The organism is Thetidibacter halocola, assembly GCF_018224955.1.
In the GTDB taxonomy this organism is placed as follows: domain Bacteria; phylum Pseudomonadota; class Alphaproteobacteria; order Rhodobacterales; family Rhodobacteraceae; genus Thetidibacter; species Thetidibacter halocola.
This window is the reverse complement of the sequence record NZ_JAGTUU010000008.1, coordinates 67,615-88,617: the sequence shown is the minus strand read 5'-3', so window position 1 is coordinate 88,617 and position 21,003 is coordinate 67,615. Positions and strand designations below refer to the sequence as shown.

The following is a 21,003-nucleotide window of genomic DNA, read 5'->3' as shown; positions in this document are numbered from 1 at the left end:
GCAAGATGAAGCAGCGGGCGCGCGCATCCTCGCAAGGTGCGGCGCCCGCGGCGCAGGTCAGGGTTTCACGATCATGGCGCGGGGCCGATTGCAGAAGCATTCTGCCGCGCCATCCTCGGTGATGAGGATCGATTCCGTGATTTCCAGCCCCCAGTCGGACATCCATAGCCCCGGCATGAAGTGGAAGGTCATGCCCGGTTGCAGCACGGTCTCGTCCTCGGCGCGCAGGCTGATGGTGCGCTCGCCCCAGTCGGGCGGATAGCTGAGCCCGATCGGGTAGCCGCAGCGCGCGCCGCGTTCGATCCCGGCACGCTCCAGCGGGGCGGCGAGCGCGTTGGCGATGTCGCAGGCGCGGTTGCCGGCGCGGGCGGCCTCGAGCCCGGCCTCGAGCCCCTCGACCAGCGCGGCCTCGGCGGCGCGGAAGATCTCGGGTGGCTCACCCAGGAAGATCGTGCGGCAGAAGGGGATGTGGTAACGGCGGTAGCACCCGGCGATCTCGAAGAATGTCGCATCGCCCTTGCGGAACGGGCGGCCGTCCCAGGTCAGGTGCGGCGCGGCGGCGTCGGAGCCCGAGGGCAGCAGCGGCACGATGGCGGCGTAGTCGCCCCAATGCCCATCGGCGCCGATGATCGCGTCATGTTGAATCTGCGCCACGATCTCGTTCTTCGGCACGCCGGGTTCGACCCGCTCCGCCAGCATGTCGACGATCTTTTCCGAGATCTTCGCCGCGCGGCGCATGAAGGTGATTTCCTCGGCCGACTTGATGCCGCGCTGCCAGTTCACCAGCGCGGTCGCGTCGATCATCCTGGCCTGCGGCAGCGATTCCTGCAGGGTCATGAACGCCTTGGCGGAGAAATAGTAATTGTCCATCTCGACACCGAGTCGCGGTGCCTCGAATCCCATGCCGACGAGGCGCAGGGCGAGATCTTGCATCGGGTGACGTTCGGTCGATTGCACGTAGTTGTCGGCATAGCCGATCACCCGGTCGTCGCCCATCCAGACGGTGCGCACCGCGCCGTTGGTGTCCTGGTTGCGGCCCCACCACGCCGGGTCGCGGTCGTGGAAGACCAGCACGCCCTGGTGGACGTAGAAGGACCAGCCGTCATAACCGGTGAGCCAGGCCATGTTCGACGGGTCGGTGACCAGCAGGACCTCGATGCCGGCGCGGTCCATGGTGGCGCGGGTCAGCGCAAGGCGGCGTTCGTATTCGGCTGCGGTAAAGGGCAGGTCCTTGGCGAAGCGGTGGTCGGTCACGGGCGGCTCCATGGGATCAGATGGATGATGCGTGGCAGATTTGTGCACAACGAGATCATCCGAAAACGACGCGATCCAACGCAAACTGACATCGGCGGCATTTTTTCGAGGGTTGCAGGGGCTGTTGTGCACATGTTAGCCAGATGCCCGCTCGGTGCCGTGTTCGTGCTCGTGGGCGGACCAAGCGTGGGGCCCGGATCGGGGCAGGGCGGTGCGGAATCGCCGGTCAACCGGCCGCCAGGCCCATGACCGGGGCGCGCGCGGTAGGAGATTCGCCTGCCTGCGGTCGTTCCGAAGGCGGATTCGACTGCAAGAGCGTCGTTTTGATGCATAGATTTCCCGGAATCCTGCGCTTGGGTGGCGCGGCGGCTTGAGGGGATTGAATCCCAAGGCTCAAACCGCTTTAGTTAATGACGACACAAGCGGGATCAACCCGTGTGCAAGATCAGGGAGCCGATTTTGGACGGACAAGCGACCAGCGACGCCTTCGTCGCCTTCGAGCGTGTTCAGAAATCCTACGATGGCGAGACCCTCGTCGTGAAGGATCTGAACCTGTCAATGCCGAAAGGCGAGTTTCTGACGATGCTCGGGCCCTCGGGTTCGGGCAAGACCACATGCCTGATGATGCTGGCCGGTTTCGAGACCGCGACCTATGGCGAGATCAAGCTGGATGGCGTCAGCATCAACAACATTCCACCACACAAGCGCGGCATCGGGATGGTGTTCCAGAACTACGCCCTGTTCCCGCACATGACGGTGGCCGAGAACCTGTCCTTTCCGCTGGAAGTGCGCAAGATGGGCAAGTCCGACCGCGAGGTGAAGGTCAAGCGCGCGCTGGACATGGTGCAGATGGGCGCCTTTGGCGGCCGCCGGCCTTCACAGCTGTCGGGCGGTCAGCAGCAGCGGATCGCCCTGGCCCGTGCGCTTGTCTTCGAGCCCGAGCTGGTCCTGATGGACGAGCCGCTTGGCGCGCTGGACAAGCAGCTCCGCGAGCACATGCAGTTCGAGATCACCAACCTGGCACACAGCCTGGGCATCACCGTGGTCTACGTGACCCACGACCAGACCGAGGCGCTGACCATGTCGGATCGCGTCGCCGTATTCAACGACGGTCGCATCCAGCAGCTCGACCCGCCGGACGTGCTGTATGAGCAGCCCAAGAACAGCTTTGTCGCGCAGTTCATCGGCGAGAACAACACGCTCGAAGGTGTCATCACCGAGATCCGCGACGACGCCTGCGTGGTGCGCCTGGACGACGGCCAGGAAATCGACGCGGTGCCGATCAACGTGCACAAGGTTGGCGAGAGGACGCGCGTGTCGATCCGGCCCGAGCGGGTCGAGTTCAACAAGGAACGGCTGACGGAAGGCGCGCACACCATCAAGGCGGAGGTGCTGGAGTTCATCTACATGGGCGACATCTTCCGCACACGGCTGCGCGTCGCCGGAAACGACAGTTTCGTCATCAAGACCCGCAACGCGCCGGATCAGGTGCGGCTGGAGCCGGGCAGCCAGATCGAGATCGGCTGGCATCCGCGCGACTGCCGCGCGCTGGACGCGGACTAGGGCCTGTCAATTTGCCGTGGGTCGCGCAGGGCGCGACCCACGGCCAAGTCGAGGGGCCAGCGGTTCGAACCCGTAGCCCGGCCCCGATCCGAAAACGGGTGTTCTCAAGGGAGCAAGATATGAAACTTACCAAGACCCTCATGACCACGTCGGCACTGACCGTCGCCGCCGCCGCAGCTTTTGCAGCGAGCCACGGCAATATGGCAGGCAGCATGACCCTGGTCAGCTGGGGCGGTGCCTACCAGAACTCGCAGACCAAGGCCTATGCAGAGCCCTACATGGCCAACAATCCCGGCGTCTCGATGACCTGGGACGAAAGCTCGGCCGAAGCGGTGGCCAAGCTGCGCGCCATGAACGAAGCCGGCAACATCACCTGGGACCTGGTCGACGTGGAGGCCGCCGACGCCATCCGCCTGTGCGACGAAGGCCTGGCGATGGAAATCGACCATGACGAGGTTCTGGCGGCAGCGCCGGACGGTTCCTCGGCCAGCGACGATTTCGGCGACTCGATCATTTCCGACTGCTTCATCCCGCAGATCGTGTTCTCGACCACCGTGGGCTACCGCACCGACCTGGTTGGTGCCACCCCGCCGACCGACATCTGCGCGCTGTTCGACCTGGAAACCTATCCGGGCAAGCGTTCGCTGAACAAGCGTCCGATCGCCAACGTCGAATGGGCCCTGCTCTGCGACGGTGTGCCGAAGGACGAGATCTACGAAGTGCTGGCGACCCCCGAGGGTCAGGACCGCGCCCTGGCCAAGCTGGGCACGATCAAGGACCAGGTGGTGTGGTGGTCGGCCGGCGCCGAAACCCCGCAGCTGCTGGCTGATGGCGAAGTCGTGATGGGTTCGACCTACAACGGCCGCCTGTTCTCGGCGATCGCCGAGCAGAACCAGCCGATCGGCATGCTCTGGGATGCGCAGATGCTGGACTATGACGGCTGGATCATTCCCGAGGGCCTGCCCGAGGATCGCCTCGCCCGTGTCATGGACTTCCTGAAGTTCGCGACCGACACCCAGCGCCTGGCAGACCAGGCCGCCTACATCTCCTACGGTCCGGCCCGTGCCTCTTCGGCACCGCTGGTCGGCACGCATGCCGAGCTGGGGATCGAGATGGCGCCGCACATGCCGACCGACCCGGCCAACTCGCAGAACGTCTTCGTGACCCAATATGACTTCTGGGCCGACTATCGCGACGACCTCGACGCGAAGTTCCAGTCCTGGTTGGCGCAGTAATCGCCATCTTAAGGACGCGCGCCCCGGGCCTGACCCGGAGCCGCCAACCAGAACCGGCGCGCCCACGGGCGCGCCGGCGCGGGGCCGGACCCCGCACCGGGACAGGAGACTCAGCGCCATGCCCAAGGGCTACATCATCGGCCACATCACCGTGAACGACCCCGAGGCCTACCGGGAATACATCGAACGCGACACGCCGATCCTGAAAGCGCTGGGCGGACGGTTCGTCGTCCGCGGTGGCACCTCGGAGATCGTCGAAGGCCAGGCCGAGAGCAGGCACGTGGTGATCGAGTTCCCCGATTTCGAGTCTGCCAAGCGGGCCTATCACGACCCCGAATACCAGGAGGTCGCAGAAATCCGGCGGCGCACCGCCACCTCAACCATCATACTTGTGGAGGGCGTAGAATGAGCACGCTGAAGGGTTCCGGGCCGCAGACATTCGATGGGCCGACGCCGGACGATGCGCTTCACGAAGCCGCGGCGCTGCAGGGGCGGGATACCGAGCCGCGCCACGGAAAGGGCAAGGCCGCGCCGATGCTGGCCGCCGACGGAACACCGCTCAAGAAATCGCTGCGACGGGCGCTGCGGGCACAGAAGATGCGCGCGCTGCTGCTGATCGCGCCGCTGCTGATCTTCATCCTCGTCGCCTTCATCGCGCCGATCGTCGACATGCTGTTCCGCTCTGTCGAAAACGAGATCGTCGCTGATACCATGCCGCGCACCGTCGTCGCCCTGCGCGATTACGACGCCGACTCGGGCGAGGTTCCCGGCGACGCGGTGTTCGAGGCCGCCTATTACGACGTTTTCATCGCCGCGGAGCGAAAGCTGCACACCCGTCTCGGCACCCGCCTGAACTACGAGCAGACCGGCGTCTCGTCGCTGTTCCGCAAGTCGGGCCGCGGGCTGGACGACATCGGCGAGGTCTACCAGGACCAGTTCAAGGATCTCGACGGCGACTGGGACAAGGCGCGCCCCTGGGCCGAGCTGATGGGCGACCCTGAATGGATCGCCGACCAGGAGGCCTGGGACAAGGACAAGGACGGCTCGATGCCGCGCTTCAGGCTGGCCGAGGGCATCTCGGACCTGTTGCCGCGCACCGCCGAACATTACCGCATCTTCGCCCGCTTCGCGCAGGTCGAAGAGGGCGACAGCCCGCTCAAGGAAGAGCCCTGGACCGCCGTGCACACCGCGCTCTACCAGGACCTGGCAGAGGTTGACGTGTCTTCCTACACCGGGCCGGGCGCCGAGCGGCTGAAGGCCGCCGACGCGCTGGTCGCCAGCCCGGGTTTCAAGACCGTGAACTTCAAGGAGGCCTTTGCCGAGATCGACAGGGGCTGGACCGAACCGGCGATCTGGCAGACCATTCGGCTCTATTCGCCCAAGTATACCAGCGGCTATTTCCTGAACGCCGTCGACATGGAAAAGACCGTCGACGGGATCGGCATGCGCGACGAGAACGAGCGCATTTATGGCCTGCTGTTCAAGCGGACCATGTTCATGTCGCTGGTCATCACGGGCAGTTGCATCCTGCTGGGCTATCCGATCGCCTACCTGCTGTCGAACCTGCCGGTGCGCACCGCGAACCTGCTGATGATCCTGGTGTTGCTGCCCTTCTGGACTTCGCTTCTGGTGCGCACCAGTGCGTGGAAGATCATGCTCCAGCAACAGGGGGTCATCAACGACACGCTGGTCTGGCTTGGGCTGGTGGCCGATGACGCGCGGCTGGTGATGATCAACAACCAGCTGGGCACGATCATCGCCATGACGCACATCCTGCTGCCCTTCATGATCCTGCCGATGTATTCGGTGATGTCGACGATCCCGCCCTACTACGTGCGGGCGGCGAAGAGCCTGGGCGCGACCAACTGGACGACCTTCTGGCGGGTCTATTTCCCGCAATCGGTGCCGGGGATCGGCGCCGGGTCGATCCTCGTGTTCATCCTGGCGATCGGCTATTACATCACGCCCGCCATCGTCGGCGGCACCACCGGCACGTTCATCTCGAACCGGATCGCCTATCACATCTCGTCCTCGCTGAACTGGGGGCTGGCGGCCGCGCTGGGCACGATCCTGCTGGCGGCGGTGCTGATCCTCTACTGGGCCTACGACCGCATCGTGGGCATCGACAACGTCAAGCTGGGGGGCTGAGCCATGGCCATCGAATCGCAAGCCATCAAGCGGCCCGCGCCCTTTGCCGCCGGCGTCGTCGGCGCCGCGGGCGGGTTTCTCGGGATTTTCGTGGGCGCCTCGAACGGCTCTGTCCTGCTGGGTATTCTCGTCGGTTTCGTCCTCGCGGCTGCGGCCGCCTTCGTGGCGATGCAGGTGCTGGACGAAGGGATGGAGCGCCCGTTCAAATGGGGCCTGCTCGGCCTGATCACCGTCGGGGGAGTCCTGTTGGGTGGCTTGCCCGGGCTGATCCTGGGCGCGATCTTCGGCTGGCTTTTCGGCTGGTTCATCTACTGGGTCGGCATGGGCCGTTACCGCGTGCCGCTGCCGCCCTATCTGACCGCCGGGCAGGTGCTGTGGCATTACAGTTTCCGCATGCTCTGCGGGGTGATCTTCGTCTTTCTCATCACGCCGATCCTGGTGGTGATGCCGCTGTCCTTCAACGCGCAGGACTTCTTCACCTTCACGCCCGAGATGCTGGCCTTTGACCCGGCCGGCTACAGCCTCAAGCACTACAAGGATTTCTTCACCTCCACCGAATGGCAGGGGGCGCTGCGCAACTCGCTGATCATCGCGCCGCTGGCGACCATCCTGTCGGTCAGCTTCGGCACATTGGCGGCGATCGGCCTGTCGTCGGAGCACGTGCCCTTTCGCCGGGCGATCATGGCGATCCTGATCTCTCCGATGATCGTGCCGCTGATCATCTCGGCGGCGGGGATGTATTTCTTTTACTCGCGCATCGGGCTGCAAGGCACGCTGCTGGGCGTCGTGCTGGCCCATGCGGCGCTGGGCATTCCCTTTGTCATCATCACGGTGACGGCGACGCTCGTGGGCTTCGACCGCTCGCTGACGCGGGCGGCGGCGAACATGGGCGCCGATCCGGTCACCACCTTCTTCCGGGTGCAGATGCCGCTGATCCTGCCGGGCGTGATCTCGGGCGGGCTGTTCGCTTTCATCACGTCCTTCGACGAGGTGGTGGTGGTGATCTTCGTGGGCTCGGCCAACCAGCAGACGCTGCCTTGGCAGATGTTCACCGGCCTGCGCGAACAGATCAGCCCGACCATCCTGGCGGTGGCGACGATCCTGGTCGGCATCTCGATCTGCCTGCTGACCGTGGTCGAGATGCTGCGCCGCCGGTCCGAGAGGCTGCGGGGCATGTCGCCCGGCTGACACGCCATGCCGATCCGCTTTCGGGGGCCGCCGCGTGAAAATCGCGGCGGCCTTCATGCTTTGATAAGGGGTTCGATGGCATGTCTGTCCCAGCGCCATTCTGCACCAGGGAAGTGTCATGTCCGAACTCAACCCGCATTTCGCGAAAGAGGCCAGCCATTCGACGATCAGCTCGGGCGAGGCGGCGTTCCAGCCCTCAGAGATGTTCTATTCCCGCACCGACAAGCGTGGCGTGATCATCGAGGCGAACAGCGTCTTCCGCCGCGTCTCGGGCTTCCTCTGGGAAGAGATCAAGGGCGCCCCGCACAAGATCATCCGCCACCCCGACATGCCCAAGGGCGTGTTCCAGCTGTACTGGGACCGGCTGAAGGCCGACAAGCCGGTGGTCGCCTACGTCAAGAACCGGACAAAGGAGGGGCGCTATTACTGGGTTCTGGCGCTGACCTGGCCGATGGCGGACGGCTTCATGTCGGTGCGGATCAAGCCCACGACCGACCTGTTCCGCAAGGTGCAGGGCATCTATGCCGCGTTGCTGGCCGACGAAAAGCAGGGCCTGACCCCGGCGCAAAGCGCCGAGCGGCTGAAGGCGATGCTGAAGCAGGCCGGGTTCCGCAGCTATGACAGCTTCATGACCGAGGCCCTGTCGCGCGAGTCGGCTGCCCGGACGGAGCAACGCGGACTGCCGGTGCACCAGGTGCAGCGTCGCTTTTCCGAGATGTTCGAGACCGTCTGTCGGCTTGGCGAGGAAACCGACCAGATGACCGAGATCATCCACGCCATCCGCACCGTGCCGATGAACATGCGAATCCTCGCCTCGCGGCTGGAGAATGCCGGCGGTCCGATCAGCGCGATCTCGGTGAATTACGGCTCGATGCTGGACGAGATGGCGACCTGGGTGCGCGAATTCGTCGAGGGCGAGGACAGCACCTATGCGCGGATCCACGACGCGATCCAGCATGGCCAGTTCCTGGTCTGCGCCGCGGCAATCCAGCGCGAGATGTCCGACCGGTTCGAAGAGGACCTGGCCGGCGCCGCCGACACCGAACAGCTCGAAAGCGATCGCCGCATGTTGCGCTCCGAGGCTCAGAAGTTCGAGACCGACATGCGGGCGGCCCTCAAGACCGTCGAGACGGAGGTCAACCGCCTCAGCCGCAGCGTGCTGGACATGAAACGGTATGTCACCGGGCTCAGCTCGACCCGGATGATGTGCAAGATCGAAAGCGCGGCGCTCTACGGGTCGGGCGATACCTCGCTTTCAGGCATCGTCGACCAGCTTGACGCAGGTCAGAACGAGATCGAGGAAAGGTTGGCGCGGATCGTCCAGCTGAATTCAGTCATCCAGGGCCATACGGGCATGATCCGCACCATGGCGTGATCCCCTGCCGCCGCCCGGATTAAGCGGCGCGCAGGGCGGGATCCTGTCCCGCCCTGGCCAAGATCAGCTGCGGACCAGCTTCTCGTAGCTTTCGGCCACGTCGCGGGTCAGTGCGCCGACGTCGAAGCTCCAGTCGCCGATCTGGCCCACCGGGGTCACTTCGGCTGCGGTGCCGGTCAGCCAGCACTGTTCGAAGCCTTCCAGTTCTTCTGGCATGATGTGCCGTTCGTGGACCTTGATCTGCTTGTCCGTGAGCATGCCGATCACCGTCTGGCGGGTCAGGCCGTTCAGGAAGCAGTCGGGCTTGGGCGTGTGCACCTCGCCATCCTTCACGAAGAAGATGTTGGCGCCGGTCGCTTCGGCCACGTAGCCACGGTAATCCATGAACAGCGCGTCCGAACAGCCCTTGGCCTCGGCCGCGTGCTTGGACGTGGTGCAGATCATGTAAAGGCCTGCGGCCTTGGCATGCACCGGGATCGTCTCGGGCGAGGGGCGCTTCCACTTGGAGATGTCCAGCTTGGCGCCCTTGAACTTGGCATCACCATAGTAGTTGCCCCAGGACCAGGCGGCGATGGCCACCCGCACCGGGTTGCGGCGTGAGGCGACGCCCATGTCGGGGCCCGCACCGCGCCAGGCGACGGCGCGCACGTAGGCGTCGCTCAGCCCGTTGGCCTCGAGCACAGCCTGCTTGGCGGTCTCGATCTCGTCGACCGTGTAGGGAATCTGGAAATCCAGTTCGCCGGCCGAGAAATGCAGCCGTTCGGAATGCTTGCGCGACAGGAAGATCTTGCCGTTATAGGCGCGCTCGCCCTCGAAGACAGAGCTGGCATAATGCAGCGCGTGGCTCAGCACGTGCACATTCGCCGTCCGCCAGTCCACCAGCTGTCCGTCCAGCCAGATCTTTCCGTCGCGGTCGTCGTATCCACCCTCGGCCATCTCTCTCTCCTGCGTCAGCCGTTTCCGAATATTGCGCAGGATGCGTCCGCATCGGACATAATCTTGCGCCAAAACTGACATTCGCTAGCAGTTGCATCTTGGAATGTCAACAAGGCTGACATAAAATCGCCGCCAGACAGCACCGGAGGCCGCATGTCCGACAGGCAAGGCACACAGGGCGAAACCCTGCTTTATCTCACCGATGAACAGCTTCGGCAGGGGGCCGAGGCGATGTTCTTTGCCTACCGGGCCTTTACCGCCGATCCCGACCGCATCCTGGGCGGGCAGGGCTATGGGCGGGCGCATCACCGTGCGCTGCATTTCATCCACGGCGCGCCGGGCACCACGGTCAACAACCTGCTCTCGATCCTCGGCGTCACCAAGCAGTCGCTGAACCGTGTCCTGCGCAGCCTGGTCGAGGATGGGCTGGTCGAGTCGCGGGTCGGCCGGATCGACAAGCGCGAACGCCACCTTTTCCTGACCGAGGCTGGCGAGGCGCTGGAGCGCGAGCTGACCGCAGCCCAGCACGCCCGCTTGCGCGCCGCTTTCCGGCAGGCCGGGCCCGAGGCCGTGGCGGGCTTCCGCAAGGTACTGGAATCCATGATGGACCCGGACCTGCGCAGGCAGTATCAAAAGCTCAAGGAGGGCCGCGGTTGAGCGATCCGGACGCCCATTTGCTGATCGTCGACGATGACGAACGCATCAGGACTCTGTTGCAGAAGTTCCTGATCCGGCATGGCTTTCTGGTCAGCGCCGCGCGCGATGCCGCGCATGCCCGCCGCCTGCTGGCGGGGCTCGATTTCGACCTGATCGTGCTGGACGTGATGATGCCGGGAGAGGATGGCGTCAGCCTGACCCGTGGCATCCGCGAGACCCGCGGCACGCCCATCCTGCTGCTTACCGCGCGGGCCGAGACCGAGGATCGCATCAAGGGGCTCGAGGCCGGGGCGGACGACTACCTGGCCAAGCCCTTCGAACCCAAGGAACTGCTGCTGCGCATCAACGCCATCCTGCGCCGCATGCCCGATCCCTCGCCGCAAGAGGTCGCGCCCAAGCTGCTGACGCTGGGCGGCTTCCGCTATGACATCGAACGCGGCGAGTTGTGGCAGGGCGAGGCGCCGGTGCGCCTGACCGCAACGGAAAACCAGCTGATGCGCATCTTCGCCGCCCGAGCCGGAGAGCCGCTCAGCCGGGCCGAGCTGGTCGAGGAACTGGGACGCGACAAGGGCCAGGCGCAGGAACGCGCGGTCGACGTGCAGATCACCCGCTTGCGCCGCAAGCTGGAAAGCGACCCCAAGAGCCCGCGTTATTTGCAGACCGTGCGCGGCGCGGGTTACATGCTGGCGCCGGACTGATCCGGCCCGATCCCGACATCAGACAGCGGAGGACGCGATGGCCACGGCCCTCATCACCCATGCGGATTGCCTCGACCATGTCACGCCCGAGGGGCATCCCGAACGCGTGGCGCGGCTGGAGCATGTCCTGCATGCGCTGGCGCCGCTTGACCTGGTCCGCGTGACCGCGCCCGAGGCCAGCGACGATGACCTGCGGCTGGTTCACCCGCAGCGCTACATCGATCGCATTCGCGCCGCTGAACCGTCCGAAGGACAGCACCAGCTGGATGCCGACACCTGGATGTCGCCGGGCTCTGTTCGGGCCGCGTTGCTGGCGGCGGGCGCGGCGGTGCGCGCTGTGGACATGGTGCTGTCGGACGAGGTCGCCAACGCCTTCTGCGCGACGCGTCCGCCGGGGCATCATGCCGAACGCGAGACGCCGATGGGCTTCTGCTTGTTCGGCAGTGCCGCGCTGGCGGCGAAACACGCGCTGGACCGTCATGGCCTTTCCCGCGTCGCGGTCGTCGATTTCGACGTGCATCACGGCAACGGCACGCAGGACCTGCTCTGGGACGAGCCACGCACGCTCTTCGTCACCAGCCAGCAGATGCCGCTTTGGCCGGGGACGGGCGATCCGTCCGAACGTGGTGCGCATGACAACGTGATGAACCTGGCCCTGCCGCCGGGCAGCGCGGGGCCGGAAATGCGCAGCCTCTACATGGCCAGGGTCTTTCCCCGCTTGCGCGCGTTCAAACCCGAGTTGCTGGTGATCTCCGCCGGCTTCGACGCGCACCAGGACGACCCGCTGGCACAGCTGCGCTGGACCGAGGGCGATTTCCGCTGGCTCACCCGCGAACTCTGCGCCATCGCGGCGGAAAGCGGCGCGCCGGTCGTCTCGACTCTTGAAGGCGGCTATGATTTGCAGGCCCTGGCGGCGTCCGCCCGGGCGCATGTCGAGATGTTGATGGAGGCAGGGGCATGAGCGACGAGACACCCGTCAAGGACATGAGCTTTGAGCAGGCGATGGCCGAGTTGGAACAGGTCGTGGCACGGCTGGAGCGCGGCGACGTGGCGCTGGACGAGTCGATCGCGCTTTATGAACGCGGGGCGAAACTCAAGGCGCGCTGCGAGCAGAAGCTGAACGAAGCCGAGGAGAAGGTCGCCAAGATCACCCTCGATGCCGACGGCAACCCCACGGGGACGGCGCCGCTCGATGCCGGCTGACCTGAAATCCGCGCTGGCCGAGGCCGCAGCGCGGGCAGAGGCCACCATCCGCGCCGCTTTGACGGACCAGGCCGGCCCGGTGGCCGAGGCGATGCTCTATGCCGTCACGGGGGGCAAGACGTTGCGCGGCTTCCTCGTGCTGGAGGGCGCGCGGCTGCATGGCGCATCCGACGACGCGGATCCGGCGGCGGCGGCGGTGGAATGCGTCCATGCCTATAGCCTCGTGCATGACGACATGCCGTGCATGGACGACGACGACCTGCGCCGGGGGCGCCCCACGGTGCACAAGGCATGGGACGAGGGCACCGCGTTGCTGGTAGGCGATGCGTTGCAGGCGCTGGCCTTCGGCCTCGTGGGGCAGGGCGACCTGCCCGCGGACAGGCGTCTGGCGCTGTCGGTGTCGCTGGCGCGGGCGGCGGGGATTGCCGGGATGGTCGGCGGTCAGGCCGCCGACATCGCAGCCGAAAGCGCCGCGGCGCCGCTGACGCTGGACCAGATCATCGCGCTGCAGAAGGGCAAGACCGGCGCGCTGATCGAATGGTCGGCACAGGCGGGGGCGGTGATGGCCGGGGCCGACCCCGCGCCGCTGCGGCGTTACGGCGAATGCCTGGGCCTGGCGTTCCAGATCGCCGATGACATTCTCGATGTCGAGGGCGACGCGGCGCAGATGGGCAAGGCCGTGCACAAGGATGCCGGGCGGGGCAAGGCGACCTTCGTCAGCCTGCTGGGCCTCGACGGGGCGAAAGGACGCGCCCGCGACCTCGTGACCGAGGCTTGCGACAGCCTATCTGTTTACGGTGACAGCGCCGAGTGCTTGCGGGATGCCGCCCGCTTCGTTATCTCGCGCCGGAACTAGGAAAAGGCGCATGTCATGCCCCAACCGCCCAAGCCCGAGACGCCGCTGCTGGATCGCGTGCGAATTCCCTCCGACCTGAAGGGTCTGTCGGATTCCGAACTGCACCGGTTGGCCCACGAATTGCGGGCCGAGACGATCGCGGCCGTCAGCCAGACCGGAGGACACCTCGGCGCGGGGCTGGGCGTGGTGGAACTGACCGTGGCGCTGCATTCGGTTTTCGACGCGCCGAAGGACAAGATCATCTGGGATGTCAGCCACCAGAGCTATCCGCACAAGATCCTGACCGGGCGCCGCGACCGCATCCGCACCCTGCGGCAAGAGGGCGGGCTGTCGGGGTTCACGAAGCGGTCCGAGTCGCCCTATGATCCGTTTGGCGCGGCCCATTCCAGCACCTCGATCAGCGCGGCGTTGGGCTTTGCCGTGGCGCGCGACCTGGGCGGACCCTGCGACACCGGGCATGGTGACGCCATCGCCGTGATCGGTGACGGCAGCATCAGCGCGGGCATGGCCTATGAGGCGATGAACAACGCGGGCCACCTGAAAAAGCGCCTGATCGTCATCCTGAACGACAACGAGATGTCCATCGCGCCGCCCACAGGCGCGATGTCGGCCTATCTCACGCGCCTTTACGCCGAGGCGCCGTTCCAGGATTTCAAGGCTGCTGCCAAGGGCGCGATCAGCATGCTGCCCGAGCCCTTCCGAGAGGGCGCCAAGCGCGCCAAGGAGATGCTCAAGGGCATGGCGGTGGGTGGCACCCTGTTCGAGGAACTGGGCTTTTCCTATCTCGGACCGATCGACGGGCATGACCTGGGCCAGCTTCTGCCGGTGTTGCGCACGGTCAAGGCGCGCGCAACCGGGCCGATCCTGATCCACGTCCTGACCAAGAAGGGCAAGGGCTATGCCCCGGCCGAACAGTCCCCCGACCGTGGCCATGCGCGGGCGCGGTTCGACGTGGTGACGGGCGAGCAGCACAAGGCGCCGTCCAACGCGCCTTCCTATACCAAGGTCTTTGCCAATGCGCTGATCGCGCAGGCGGCGGACGATCCGCGTATCGTGGCGGTGACGGCGGCGATGCCGGACGGCACGGGGCTTGACCTGTTCGCGGAACGCTATCCCAGCCGTTGCTTTGATGTGGGAATCGCGGAACAGCACGGCGTGACCTTCTGTGCCGGTCTGGCGGCTGGTGGGATGCGCCCGTTCTGCGCGATGTATTCCACCTTCCTGCAACGCGGCTACGACCAGGTCGTGCATGACGTGGCGATCCAGCGCCTGCCGGTGCGCTTTGCCATCGACCGCGCGGGGCTGGTGGGTGCCGACGGTGCGACCCATGCCGGATCGTTCGACGTGGCCTATCTTGCCAACCTGCCGGGCTTCGTCGTGATGGCGGCGGCAGACGAGGCGGAACTGGTGCACATGGTTGCCACCGCCGCCGCGCATGACGAGGGGCCCATCGCCTTTCGCTATCCGCGCGGCGAGGGTGTGGGCGTGGACATGCCGGAAAAGGGCATCCCGCTGGAGATCGGCAAAGGCCGCATGATCCGCGAGGGCGGGCGCGTGGCGATCCTGTCCTTTGGAACGCGCCTGTCCGAGGTGCTCAAGGCCTGCGAGGCGCTCGAGGCGCGCGGCATCAGCCCGACCGTCGCCGATGCGCGATTTGCAAAGCCGCTCGACCGCGACCTGATCCTGCGGCTGGCCCGCGGGCATGAGGCGCTAATCACCATCGAGGAGGGGGCCATCGGCGGCTTCGGTTCTCACGTGGCGCAGTTGCTGGCCGAGGAGGGCGTGTTCGACCGGGGGCTGAAATACCGTTCGATGGTCCTGCCCGACACCTTCATCGATCAGGCCAGCCCGACGGCGATGTATGCCGTGGCGGCGATGAACGCCGAGCATATCGAGGCCAAGGTTTTGTCGGTGCTTGGGGTGGAGAGCTTGGGCAAGCGGGCGTGAGGCCCGCTCAGACCAGTTCGTGCCACAACGCCAGCAGGCCCAGCGCCAGAAGACCGGTGAACGCGTAACCCAACACGACGAACAGCCCGTCCTTCAGCATCAGGCCGACCGCCAGCAACGACACGGCAAAGGCGCCGATCGATGTCACCATCGGCAGCGGCTCCAGCACCGGCCAGGGCAGGGCGAGGCACAGGATCAGCAGCAGCGGGATCCGGTCCAGCGGCGGCTGGGTCAGCAGGCGCAGTCGGTTGCGTGTGTGGCGGTCGACCCAGGCCACGGGCCCCGCCAGCCAGTCCAGCGCCTTGTCCAGACGCGACGCCCGAACCCGGCGGCGCGTCACGAAACCCGGCAGCCAGAGCTGCCGGCGCCCCAGCACTGCCTGCACCGTGACGGCCACGATCAGCAGCATGCCGACGGTCGGAGAACCCGGAATGGCCGACAGCGGCGAGACGAGGATCAGCGCAGGCACCAGCACCGCCGCCATGAAGGACCGCCTGCCGACCCGGTCCAGCATGTCGCCCACACTCAGCCAGTCTTCGCCGGGTTTCGGGCGCAGGCCTTCCAGCAGTGCACCCAGTTTCCGCGGCTCGCCCCCGGCGTCCATCTTGTCAGCCCTGCTCTGCTGCCAGCAATGCCTGCAATCCCGCGCGGTAGTCCGGGAAGATCAGGGATACGCCCAACTCGTCCTTGATCCGGTCGTTTGCGACCCGTTTCGACTCGGCGTAGAAGCTGCGCGCCATGGGCGACATCTCGGCCTCCTCGAAGGGAATGGCGGGCGGCAGCGGCAGGCCCAGCAACTCGGCCGCATGCCCGATCACGTCCTGCGGCGGCGCCGGATCGTCGTCGCAGACATTGTAGACCGCGCCGGGATTGGGACGGTGGATCGAGGCCTCGATCACCTGGGCGATATCGTCGACATGGATGCGGGAAAACACCTGGCCTTGCTTGATGATCCGCTGGGCGGTGCCGCTGCGGACCTTCTCGAACGGGCCGCGTCCGGGGCCGTAGATGCCGGCCAGGCGAAAGACATGCAGCGGCAGGCCGGGGATCGCGCCCCAGGCGGCCTCGGCCGCGACGCGGGCCTTGCCGCGCCGCGTGGACGGGTCGAGCGGCGTTGCCTCACCCACCCAGCCGCCGTCATGGTCGCCATAGACGGCGGTGGTCGAGAGATACCCGGCCCAGTGCAGGTCCGGCGCGCGTGCGGCGATGGCGTCACCCACGAGGCGCAGCGCCGGGTCGCCTTCGGCATCCGGTGCGACAGAGGTCAGGAGGTGCGTTGCCTGCTCCAAAGCGGCGACGATCGCGTCGCGCTCCCAGGCGACGGGCTCGGCGCCCTCGGCGGCGATGGCGCGGGCGGTGTCGGCGCTGCGCGTCGTGCCAAGGATTCGCCAGCCCCTCGGGTGAAGGCGACGGGCAAGGGCGCGGGCCGAATAGCCGTGGCCGAGGGAAAGAAGCGTTCCGGACATGGGTTTTAGGTGCGCTTGGCTGCGGTGGAATGCAAGTGTTACAAAAATCTCTTTTCTGAACATGTTTCGTAATGTATTCTTGGCGGCGAGGAGGAACCGCGCATGTATTCCCAGGGACTCATCGGCGCCGACGCGCGCACGGAAGAGACGCAGGCGTTTCTCGACGCCTTCCAGAAGCGCATCGACGCCGAGGAAAAGATCGAGCCGAATGACGCGATGCCCGAGGGCTATCGCCGGACGCTGATCCGCCAGATCGGCCAGCACGCGCATTCCGAGATCGTCGGCATGCTGCCCGAGGGCAACTGGATCTCCCGCGCGCCCAGCCTGCGGCGCAAGGCGGCGCTGCTTGCCAAGGTGCAGGACGAGGGCGGGCATGGTCTGTATCTGTATGCCGCTGCCGAGACGCTGGGCGTGAGCCGCGAGGAGATGACCGAGGAGCTGCTCTCGGGCAAGGCCAAGTATTCCTCGATCTTCAACTACCCGACGCTGTCCTGGGCCGATATCGGCATCATCGGCTGGCTGGTCGATGGTGCGGCGATCATGAACCAGATCCCGCTGTGCCGCTGTTCCTATGGGCCGTATGCACGGGCGATGATCCGGGTCTGCAAGGAAGAGAGCTTTCACCAGCGGCAAGGTTATGAGCTGGTGATGACGCTCGCGCGCGGGACGCCCGAGCAGCGCCAGATGGTGCAGGATGCGCTGAACCGCTGGTGGTGGCCCTGCCTGATGATGTTCGGGCCGCATGACGCCGACAGCCAGCATTCCGACCAGAACATGAAGTGGAAGATCAAGCGGTTTTCCAACGATGCGTTGCGCCAGAAGTTCATCGACGCGACCGTGCCGCAGGCGGAATATCTCGGGCTCACGCTGCCGGACCCGGACCTGAGGTGGAACGAGGAGAAGGGCGGCTACGATCATGGCCCGATCGACTGGGACGAGTTCTGGCGCGTGGTCAAGGGTGGCGGGCGCATGAACCGCGACCGGATCGAAGCGCGTCGACGCGCCTGGGACGAGGGCGCCTGGGTGCGCGAGGCGGCGCTGGCCCATGCCGAGAAGCGACGGGCCCGGAAGATGGCTGCCGAGTGACGGCGTTCGGCGCTGTTCCGGCTGCGCCGGAATGCGCCCCGCCCGCCGTCCCATGCGGGCGCTCTGACCCGCCGCGCACAGCGTGGCAGATCGGGAAACAGGGGGCTCTGCCCCCGCCCCTGCGGGGCTCCCCCGGGATATTTCTGGCCAGAAGAAGGAGACGGCCATGACGCAGACGACACCCCTTTGGGAAGTGTTCATCCGGCCCCGCAACGGGCTTTCGCATAAGCATGTGGGCAGCATTCATGCCGCCGACGAGGTTCTGGCGCTGCAGGCGGCGCGGGACGTCTATACCCGGCGGGGCGAGGGCAATTCGATCTGGGTGGTGCGCTCGGCCGATATCTTTGCCTCTGACCCTGATCAGGCGGGCGAGAATTTCGAGCCGACCGCCGACAAGGTCTATCGCCATCCGACCTTCTACGACATTCCCGACGACGTGGGGCACATGTGATGGCGCTGTTCGACGCAGTGCTGGAACTGGCGGACGATCACCTGGTGCTGGGGCATCGGCTGTCGGAATGGTGCGGCCATGCGCCGATGCTTGAGGAAGACCTCGCCATGCCCAACATGGCGCTTGACCTGATCGGCACGGCGCGCACGCTGTACGACCACGCCGGCAGGCTGGAGGGGGCGGGGCGCGACGAGGATGCCTTGGCCTATACGCGCGGCGAGCGGGAGTATCGCAATCTGCTGCTGGTCGAGCGGCCGAATGGCGATTTCGCGCACACGATGCTGCGGCAGCTGTATTTCGCGGCCTTCATGGAACCGTACTGGCAGGCGGCGCTGTCGTCGTCGGATTCGGTCATCGCGGGGGTGGCAGGCAAGGCTGTCAAGGAAATGGCCTATCACATCCGCCATGCGGGCGAGTGGGTGATCCGACTGGGCGACGGGACCGAGGAAAGCGCGCGGCGGATGCAGGCGGCGGTCGACGCCCTGCATCCCTACGCGGAAGAACTGTTCGAGGCGGGGGCCGAGACGGGTGTCCTGCCGTCGCGCGAGGCTGTGCGGCCGGCCTGGGAGGCAAGCATCGCGCGGATCTTCGACGAGGCGGGGCTGCGCGCCCCGTCCGTGGCCTATCCGCAAACCGGTGGCCGGCAGGGTCTGCATGGCGAGGCGCTGGGCCCGATGCTGGCCGAGATGCAGGCGCTGCACCGCGCGCATCCGGGCGCCACATGGTAGCGGCAGCACGCGCCTGGGAAGCGGCCTCGGCGGTGCCCGACCCCGAGGTGCCCTGCGTGACGGTGGCCGACCTGGGCATCCTGCGCTCGGTCGAGATAGAGGGCGGCGTGGCCGTGGCGCGGGTGACGCCGACCTACTCGGGCTGTCCCGCGACACTGGCGATCGAACTGGCGATCGAGGCGGCCTTGCGCGATGCGGGGTTCGAGGCCCGGATCGAGCGGGTGCTGTCGCCCGCCTGGACCACCGACTGGATCACGCCCGAGGGCCGGGACAAGCTGCGCGCCTATGGCATCGCACCTCCCGAGGGGCCGGCGGGCAAGGCCGCGCTGTTCAGCGTGCCCGAGGTGACCTGCCCGCGCTGCGGCAGCCGCGATACCACCCGCATCAGCGAATTCGGCTCGACCGCCTGCAAGGCGCAATACCAATGCCGGGCCTGCGCCGAGCCCTTCGACTATTTCAAGTGCCTGTGAAGGAAGACCGATGTTCCACGACTTGACCGTTTCCGCCGTAAGGCCCGAGGGCGAGGGCGCCGTCGCCATCAGTTTCGACCTGCCCGAAGCTTTGCGCGAAACCTATGCCTTTCGCCCCGGCCAGTATCTGACGCTGCGCGCGACCGTGGACGGGCAGGACCTGCGGCGGTCCTATTCCATTGCCTCGGAACCGGGCCAGCCGCTGACCGTGGGGGTCAAGCGGGTCGAGGGCGGGGCGTTCTCGACCTTTGCGCAGGGGCTGCGACCGGGCGACCGGATCGCCGTCATGCCGCCCGAGGGGCGCTTCACCTGCGAGGGGGCCGAGCGGATCGTGCTGATCGCCGCCGGGTCGGGGATCACGCCGATGGTGGCGATGGCCTCGGACGCGCTGGCGCGGGGCGCCGAGGTGGTGCTGGTCTATGGCAACCGCGCGACGCCCTCGATCATGTTCCGCGAGGCGCTGGACGCGCTCAAGGACCGCTACATGGACCGTTTCACGCTGATCCATGTTCTCAGCCGCGAACCGCAGGACGTGGCGCTGCTGAACGGGCGCATCGACGGGGACAAGGTGCTGGCGCTGGCGCGGGCCGGAGCGGTGGACCTGGCGGGCGCCGATGGCGTCTGGCTGTGTGGCCCCGGTGGCATGATCGACGACGTGGCGGCCGCGTTGGAGGGCGTGGTGCCGCCCGAGCGTATCCATTTCGAGCGCTTCTACACTGAGGACACTGGGCCGCGCCCCGAGGCGTCGGCGGCGGCGCAGGCGGCGGCCGCTTCAGGTGTTGCGGTCGAAGTCGTGCTGGACGGCGCGCGGCGCAGCTTCCGGGTCGAGGCGGGGGATGACAACGTGGTCGACGCCGCCGCCCGGCAGGGGCTGGAACTGCCGTTTTCCTGCAAGGGCGGCATGTGCTGCACCTGCCGGTGCAAGGTTGTCGAGGGCACGGCCGAGATGGCTGTGAACTATTCGCTCGAGTCCTGGGAGATCGATGCGGGCTTTACCCTCGCGTGCCAGGCCCGCCCGACGACCGACCGGCTCGTGCTGGATTTCGACGCGGCATGACGGGCAAGAAGCCGGGACTTGACGCGGCCTATGGGCTGGAGGGGGCCGACGCCAACCGCCGGCTCTATGCCGATTGGGCGGAAACCTATGACCGGAGCTTTGCGCAGGACATGGCCTATTGCCTGCCGCAGGCGGTTGCGCAGACCTTTCACGCCGAGGGCGGCGTCGGGCCGGTGCTGGATCTGGGCGCGGGAACCGGGCTGTGCGGTCAGGCGCTGGCTGCGCTGGGCGTGGGGCCGGTCGATGGCACCGACCTTTCGGCCGAGATGCTGGCGGTTGCGCGGGACAAGGGAGTCTACTGCGCGCTGTTCGAGGGCGACCTGCTGGCGCGGTTGCCGGTGGCGGATGGCGCCTATACGGGTGCCGTCAGTTCCGGCACCTTCACCCATGGCCATGTCGGCCCCGAGGCGCTGGACGAGGTGCTGCGCATCCTTGCGCCTGGCGGGCTGGCGGTGCTGTCGGTGAACGCCGAGCACTGGGAGGCGAGGGGATTCGCCCGGCGGTTCGACGCGCTTTCGGAGCGGATCGAGGGGCTGAAAATGGCCGAGATGCCAATCTACGGTGAGGGCGCAACCGGCCCGCACGCGCAGGACCGGGCGCTGATCGTCGTCTTTCGCCGCCACTGAGCGGTTTGGCGCCGGTTCCGGCCCGCCATCGGCGGCGCGGCGCGCATGGCCTGAGGGCG

General features: G+C 66.6%; 22 protein-coding genes. 18 read left to right on the top strand and 4 right to left on the bottom strand.

The features are described 5' to 3' along the window. Window positions 1–57 precede the first annotated feature (57 nt). Window positions 58–1,266 (bottom strand): M24 family metallopeptidase, encoded by a 1,209-nt coding sequence (locus tag KB874_RS18510; protein ID WP_212538050.1) that lies wholly within the window; start codon window positions 1,264–1,266, stop codon window positions 58–60. 447 nt (window positions 1,267–1,713) lie between these two features. Here KB874_RS18510 and KB874_RS18505 point away from each other — a divergent pair, with 447 nt between their 5' ends. From KB874_RS18505 to KB874_RS18480, 6 genes are all read left to right on the top strand, one after another. Continuing rightward, window positions 1,714–2,817 carry an ABC transporter ATP-binding protein gene (locus KB874_RS18505; RefSeq protein WP_212538049.1) on the top strand — a complete coding sequence of 368 codons (1,104 nt, stop codon included), beginning with the start codon at window positions 1,714–1,716 and terminating at the stop codon, window positions 2,815–2,817. Window positions 2,818–2,936: 119 nt separating this feature from the next. Beyond that, window positions 2,937–4,052 carry an extracellular solute-binding protein gene (locus tag KB874_RS18500; protein WP_212538048.1) on the top strand — a complete coding sequence of 372 codons (1,116 nt, stop codon included), beginning with the start codon at window positions 2,937–2,939 and terminating at the stop codon, window positions 4,050–4,052. Window positions 4,053–4,170: 118 nt separating this feature from the next. Further along, window positions 4,171–4,461 carry a DUF1330 domain-containing protein gene (locus tag KB874_RS18495; RefSeq protein WP_212538047.1) on the top strand — a complete coding sequence of 97 codons (291 nt, stop codon included), beginning with the start codon at window positions 4,171–4,173 and terminating at the stop codon, window positions 4,459–4,461. Then, window positions 4,458–6,200 carry an ABC transporter permease gene (locus KB874_RS18490; RefSeq protein WP_212538046.1) on the top strand — a complete coding sequence of 581 codons (1,743 nt, stop codon included), beginning with the start codon at window positions 4,458–4,460 and terminating at the stop codon, window positions 6,198–6,200. The genes KB874_RS18495 and KB874_RS18490 overlap by 4 nt, the downstream gene beginning before the upstream one ends. Before the next feature lie 3 nt (window positions 6,201–6,203). Next, complete coding sequence (locus KB874_RS18485) at window positions 6,204–7,388, top strand: ABC transporter permease (protein ID WP_212538045.1); 1,185 nt, start codon at window positions 6,204–6,206, stop codon at window positions 7,386–7,388. 118 nt (window positions 7,389–7,506) lie between these two features. Further along, window positions 7,507–8,763 carry a PAS domain-containing protein gene (locus tag KB874_RS18480; protein WP_212538044.1) on the top strand — a complete coding sequence of 419 codons (1,257 nt, stop codon included), beginning with the start codon at window positions 7,507–7,509 and terminating at the stop codon, window positions 8,761–8,763. A 63-nt stretch (window positions 8,764–8,826) separates the two neighbouring features. Here the strand turns inward: KB874_RS18480 and KB874_RS18475 are convergent, their stop codons facing one another. Beyond that, window positions 8,827–9,699: a branched-chain amino acid aminotransferase gene (locus KB874_RS18475; protein ID WP_212538043.1), complete on the bottom strand. Its 873-nt coding sequence runs from the start codon at window positions 9,697–9,699 to the stop codon at window positions 8,827–8,829. 153 nt (window positions 9,700–9,852) lie between these two features. On the opposite strand from KB874_RS18475, the gene KB874_RS18470 reads away from it, so the two are divergent. From KB874_RS18470 to dxs, 6 genes are read left to right on the top strand one after another with little or no spacing between them, the layout of a single operon-like run. Then, a complete protein-coding gene (locus KB874_RS18470; protein WP_212538042.1) occupies window positions 9,853–10,356 on the top strand; it encodes a MarR family winged helix-turn-helix transcriptional regulator in 504 nt (167 codons plus the stop codon). Beyond that, entirely contained in the window at window positions 10,353–11,054 is a 702-nt protein-coding gene (locus KB874_RS18465) for a response regulator (protein ID WP_212538041.1), read from the top strand. The genes KB874_RS18470 and KB874_RS18465 overlap by 4 nt, the downstream gene beginning before the upstream one ends. Before the next feature lie 37 nt (window positions 11,055–11,091). Then, window positions 11,092–12,015 carry a histone deacetylase family protein gene (locus KB874_RS18460; RefSeq protein WP_212538040.1) on the top strand — a complete coding sequence of 308 codons (924 nt, stop codon included), beginning with the start codon at window positions 11,092–11,094 and terminating at the stop codon, window positions 12,013–12,015. Then, a complete protein-coding gene (locus KB874_RS18455) occupies window positions 12,012–12,257 on the top strand; it encodes an exodeoxyribonuclease VII small subunit (RefSeq protein WP_212538039.1) in 246 nt (81 codons plus the stop codon). The genes KB874_RS18460 and KB874_RS18455 overlap by 4 nt, the downstream gene beginning before the upstream one ends. Next, window positions 12,247–13,113, top strand: coding sequence for a polyprenyl synthetase family protein (locus KB874_RS18450; RefSeq protein WP_212538038.1), 867 nt, complete (start codon window positions 12,247–12,249; stop codon window positions 13,111–13,113). The genes KB874_RS18455 and KB874_RS18450 overlap by 11 nt, the downstream gene beginning before the upstream one ends. A 15-nt stretch (window positions 13,114–13,128) precedes the next feature. Beyond that, window positions 13,129–15,060, top strand: a complete 1,932-nt coding sequence (gene dxs, locus KB874_RS18445; RefSeq protein ID WP_212538037.1) for a 1-deoxy-D-xylulose-5-phosphate synthase — start codon at window positions 13,129–13,131, stop codon at window positions 15,058–15,060. 7 nt (window positions 15,061–15,067) lie between these two features. Here dxs and KB874_RS18440 read toward each other — a convergent pair whose 3' ends face one another. Then, window positions 15,068–15,664 carry an exopolysaccharide biosynthesis protein gene (locus tag KB874_RS18440; RefSeq protein WP_212538036.1) on the bottom strand — a complete coding sequence of 199 codons (597 nt, stop codon included), beginning with the start codon at window positions 15,662–15,664 and terminating at the stop codon, window positions 15,068–15,070. Window positions 15,665–15,668: 4 nt separating this feature from the next. Continuing rightward, on the bottom strand, window positions 15,669–16,526 hold the full coding sequence (locus tag KB874_RS18435) for an SDR family oxidoreductase (protein WP_212538035.1): 858 nt from the start codon (window positions 16,524–16,526) through the stop codon (window positions 15,669–15,671). 102 nt (window positions 16,527–16,628) lie between these two features. Between KB874_RS18435 and paaA the strand changes: the two genes are divergently transcribed. The 6 genes from paaA to KB874_RS18405 all read left to right on the top strand — a co-directional run bounded on the left by paaA (window position 16,629) and on the right by KB874_RS18405 (window position 20,944). Further along, window positions 16,629–17,612: a 1,2-phenylacetyl-CoA epoxidase subunit PaaA gene (gene paaA, locus KB874_RS18430; protein WP_212538034.1), complete on the top strand. Its 984-nt coding sequence runs from the start codon at window positions 16,629–16,631 to the stop codon at window positions 17,610–17,612. A 166-nt stretch (window positions 17,613–17,778) separates the two neighbouring features. Next, window positions 17,779–18,063: a 1,2-phenylacetyl-CoA epoxidase subunit PaaB gene (gene paaB, locus KB874_RS18425; RefSeq protein ID WP_212538033.1), complete on the top strand. Its 285-nt coding sequence runs from the start codon at window positions 17,779–17,781 to the stop codon at window positions 18,061–18,063. Next, window positions 18,063–18,791 (top strand): 1,2-phenylacetyl-CoA epoxidase subunit PaaC, encoded by a 729-nt coding sequence (paaC, locus tag KB874_RS18420; protein ID WP_212538032.1) that lies wholly within the window; start codon window positions 18,063–18,065, stop codon window positions 18,789–18,791. Before paaB ends, paaC begins: the two co-directional genes overlap by 1 nt. Beyond that, a complete protein-coding gene (paaD, locus tag KB874_RS18415) occupies window positions 18,785–19,261 on the top strand; it encodes a 1,2-phenylacetyl-CoA epoxidase subunit PaaD (RefSeq protein ID WP_212538031.1) in 477 nt (158 codons plus the stop codon). The genes paaC and paaD overlap by 7 nt, the downstream gene beginning before the upstream one ends. 10 nt (window positions 19,262–19,271) lie before the next feature. Continuing rightward, window positions 19,272–20,318 carry a 2Fe-2S iron-sulfur cluster-binding protein gene (locus tag KB874_RS18410; protein WP_212538030.1) on the top strand — a complete coding sequence of 349 codons (1,047 nt, stop codon included), beginning with the start codon at window positions 19,272–19,274 and terminating at the stop codon, window positions 20,316–20,318. Next, entirely contained in the window at window positions 20,315–20,944 is a 630-nt protein-coding gene (locus KB874_RS18405; protein ID WP_212538029.1) for a class I SAM-dependent DNA methyltransferase, read from the top strand. Before KB874_RS18410 ends, KB874_RS18405 begins: the two co-directional genes overlap by 4 nt. Window positions 20,945–21,003: the final 59 nt, after the last annotated feature.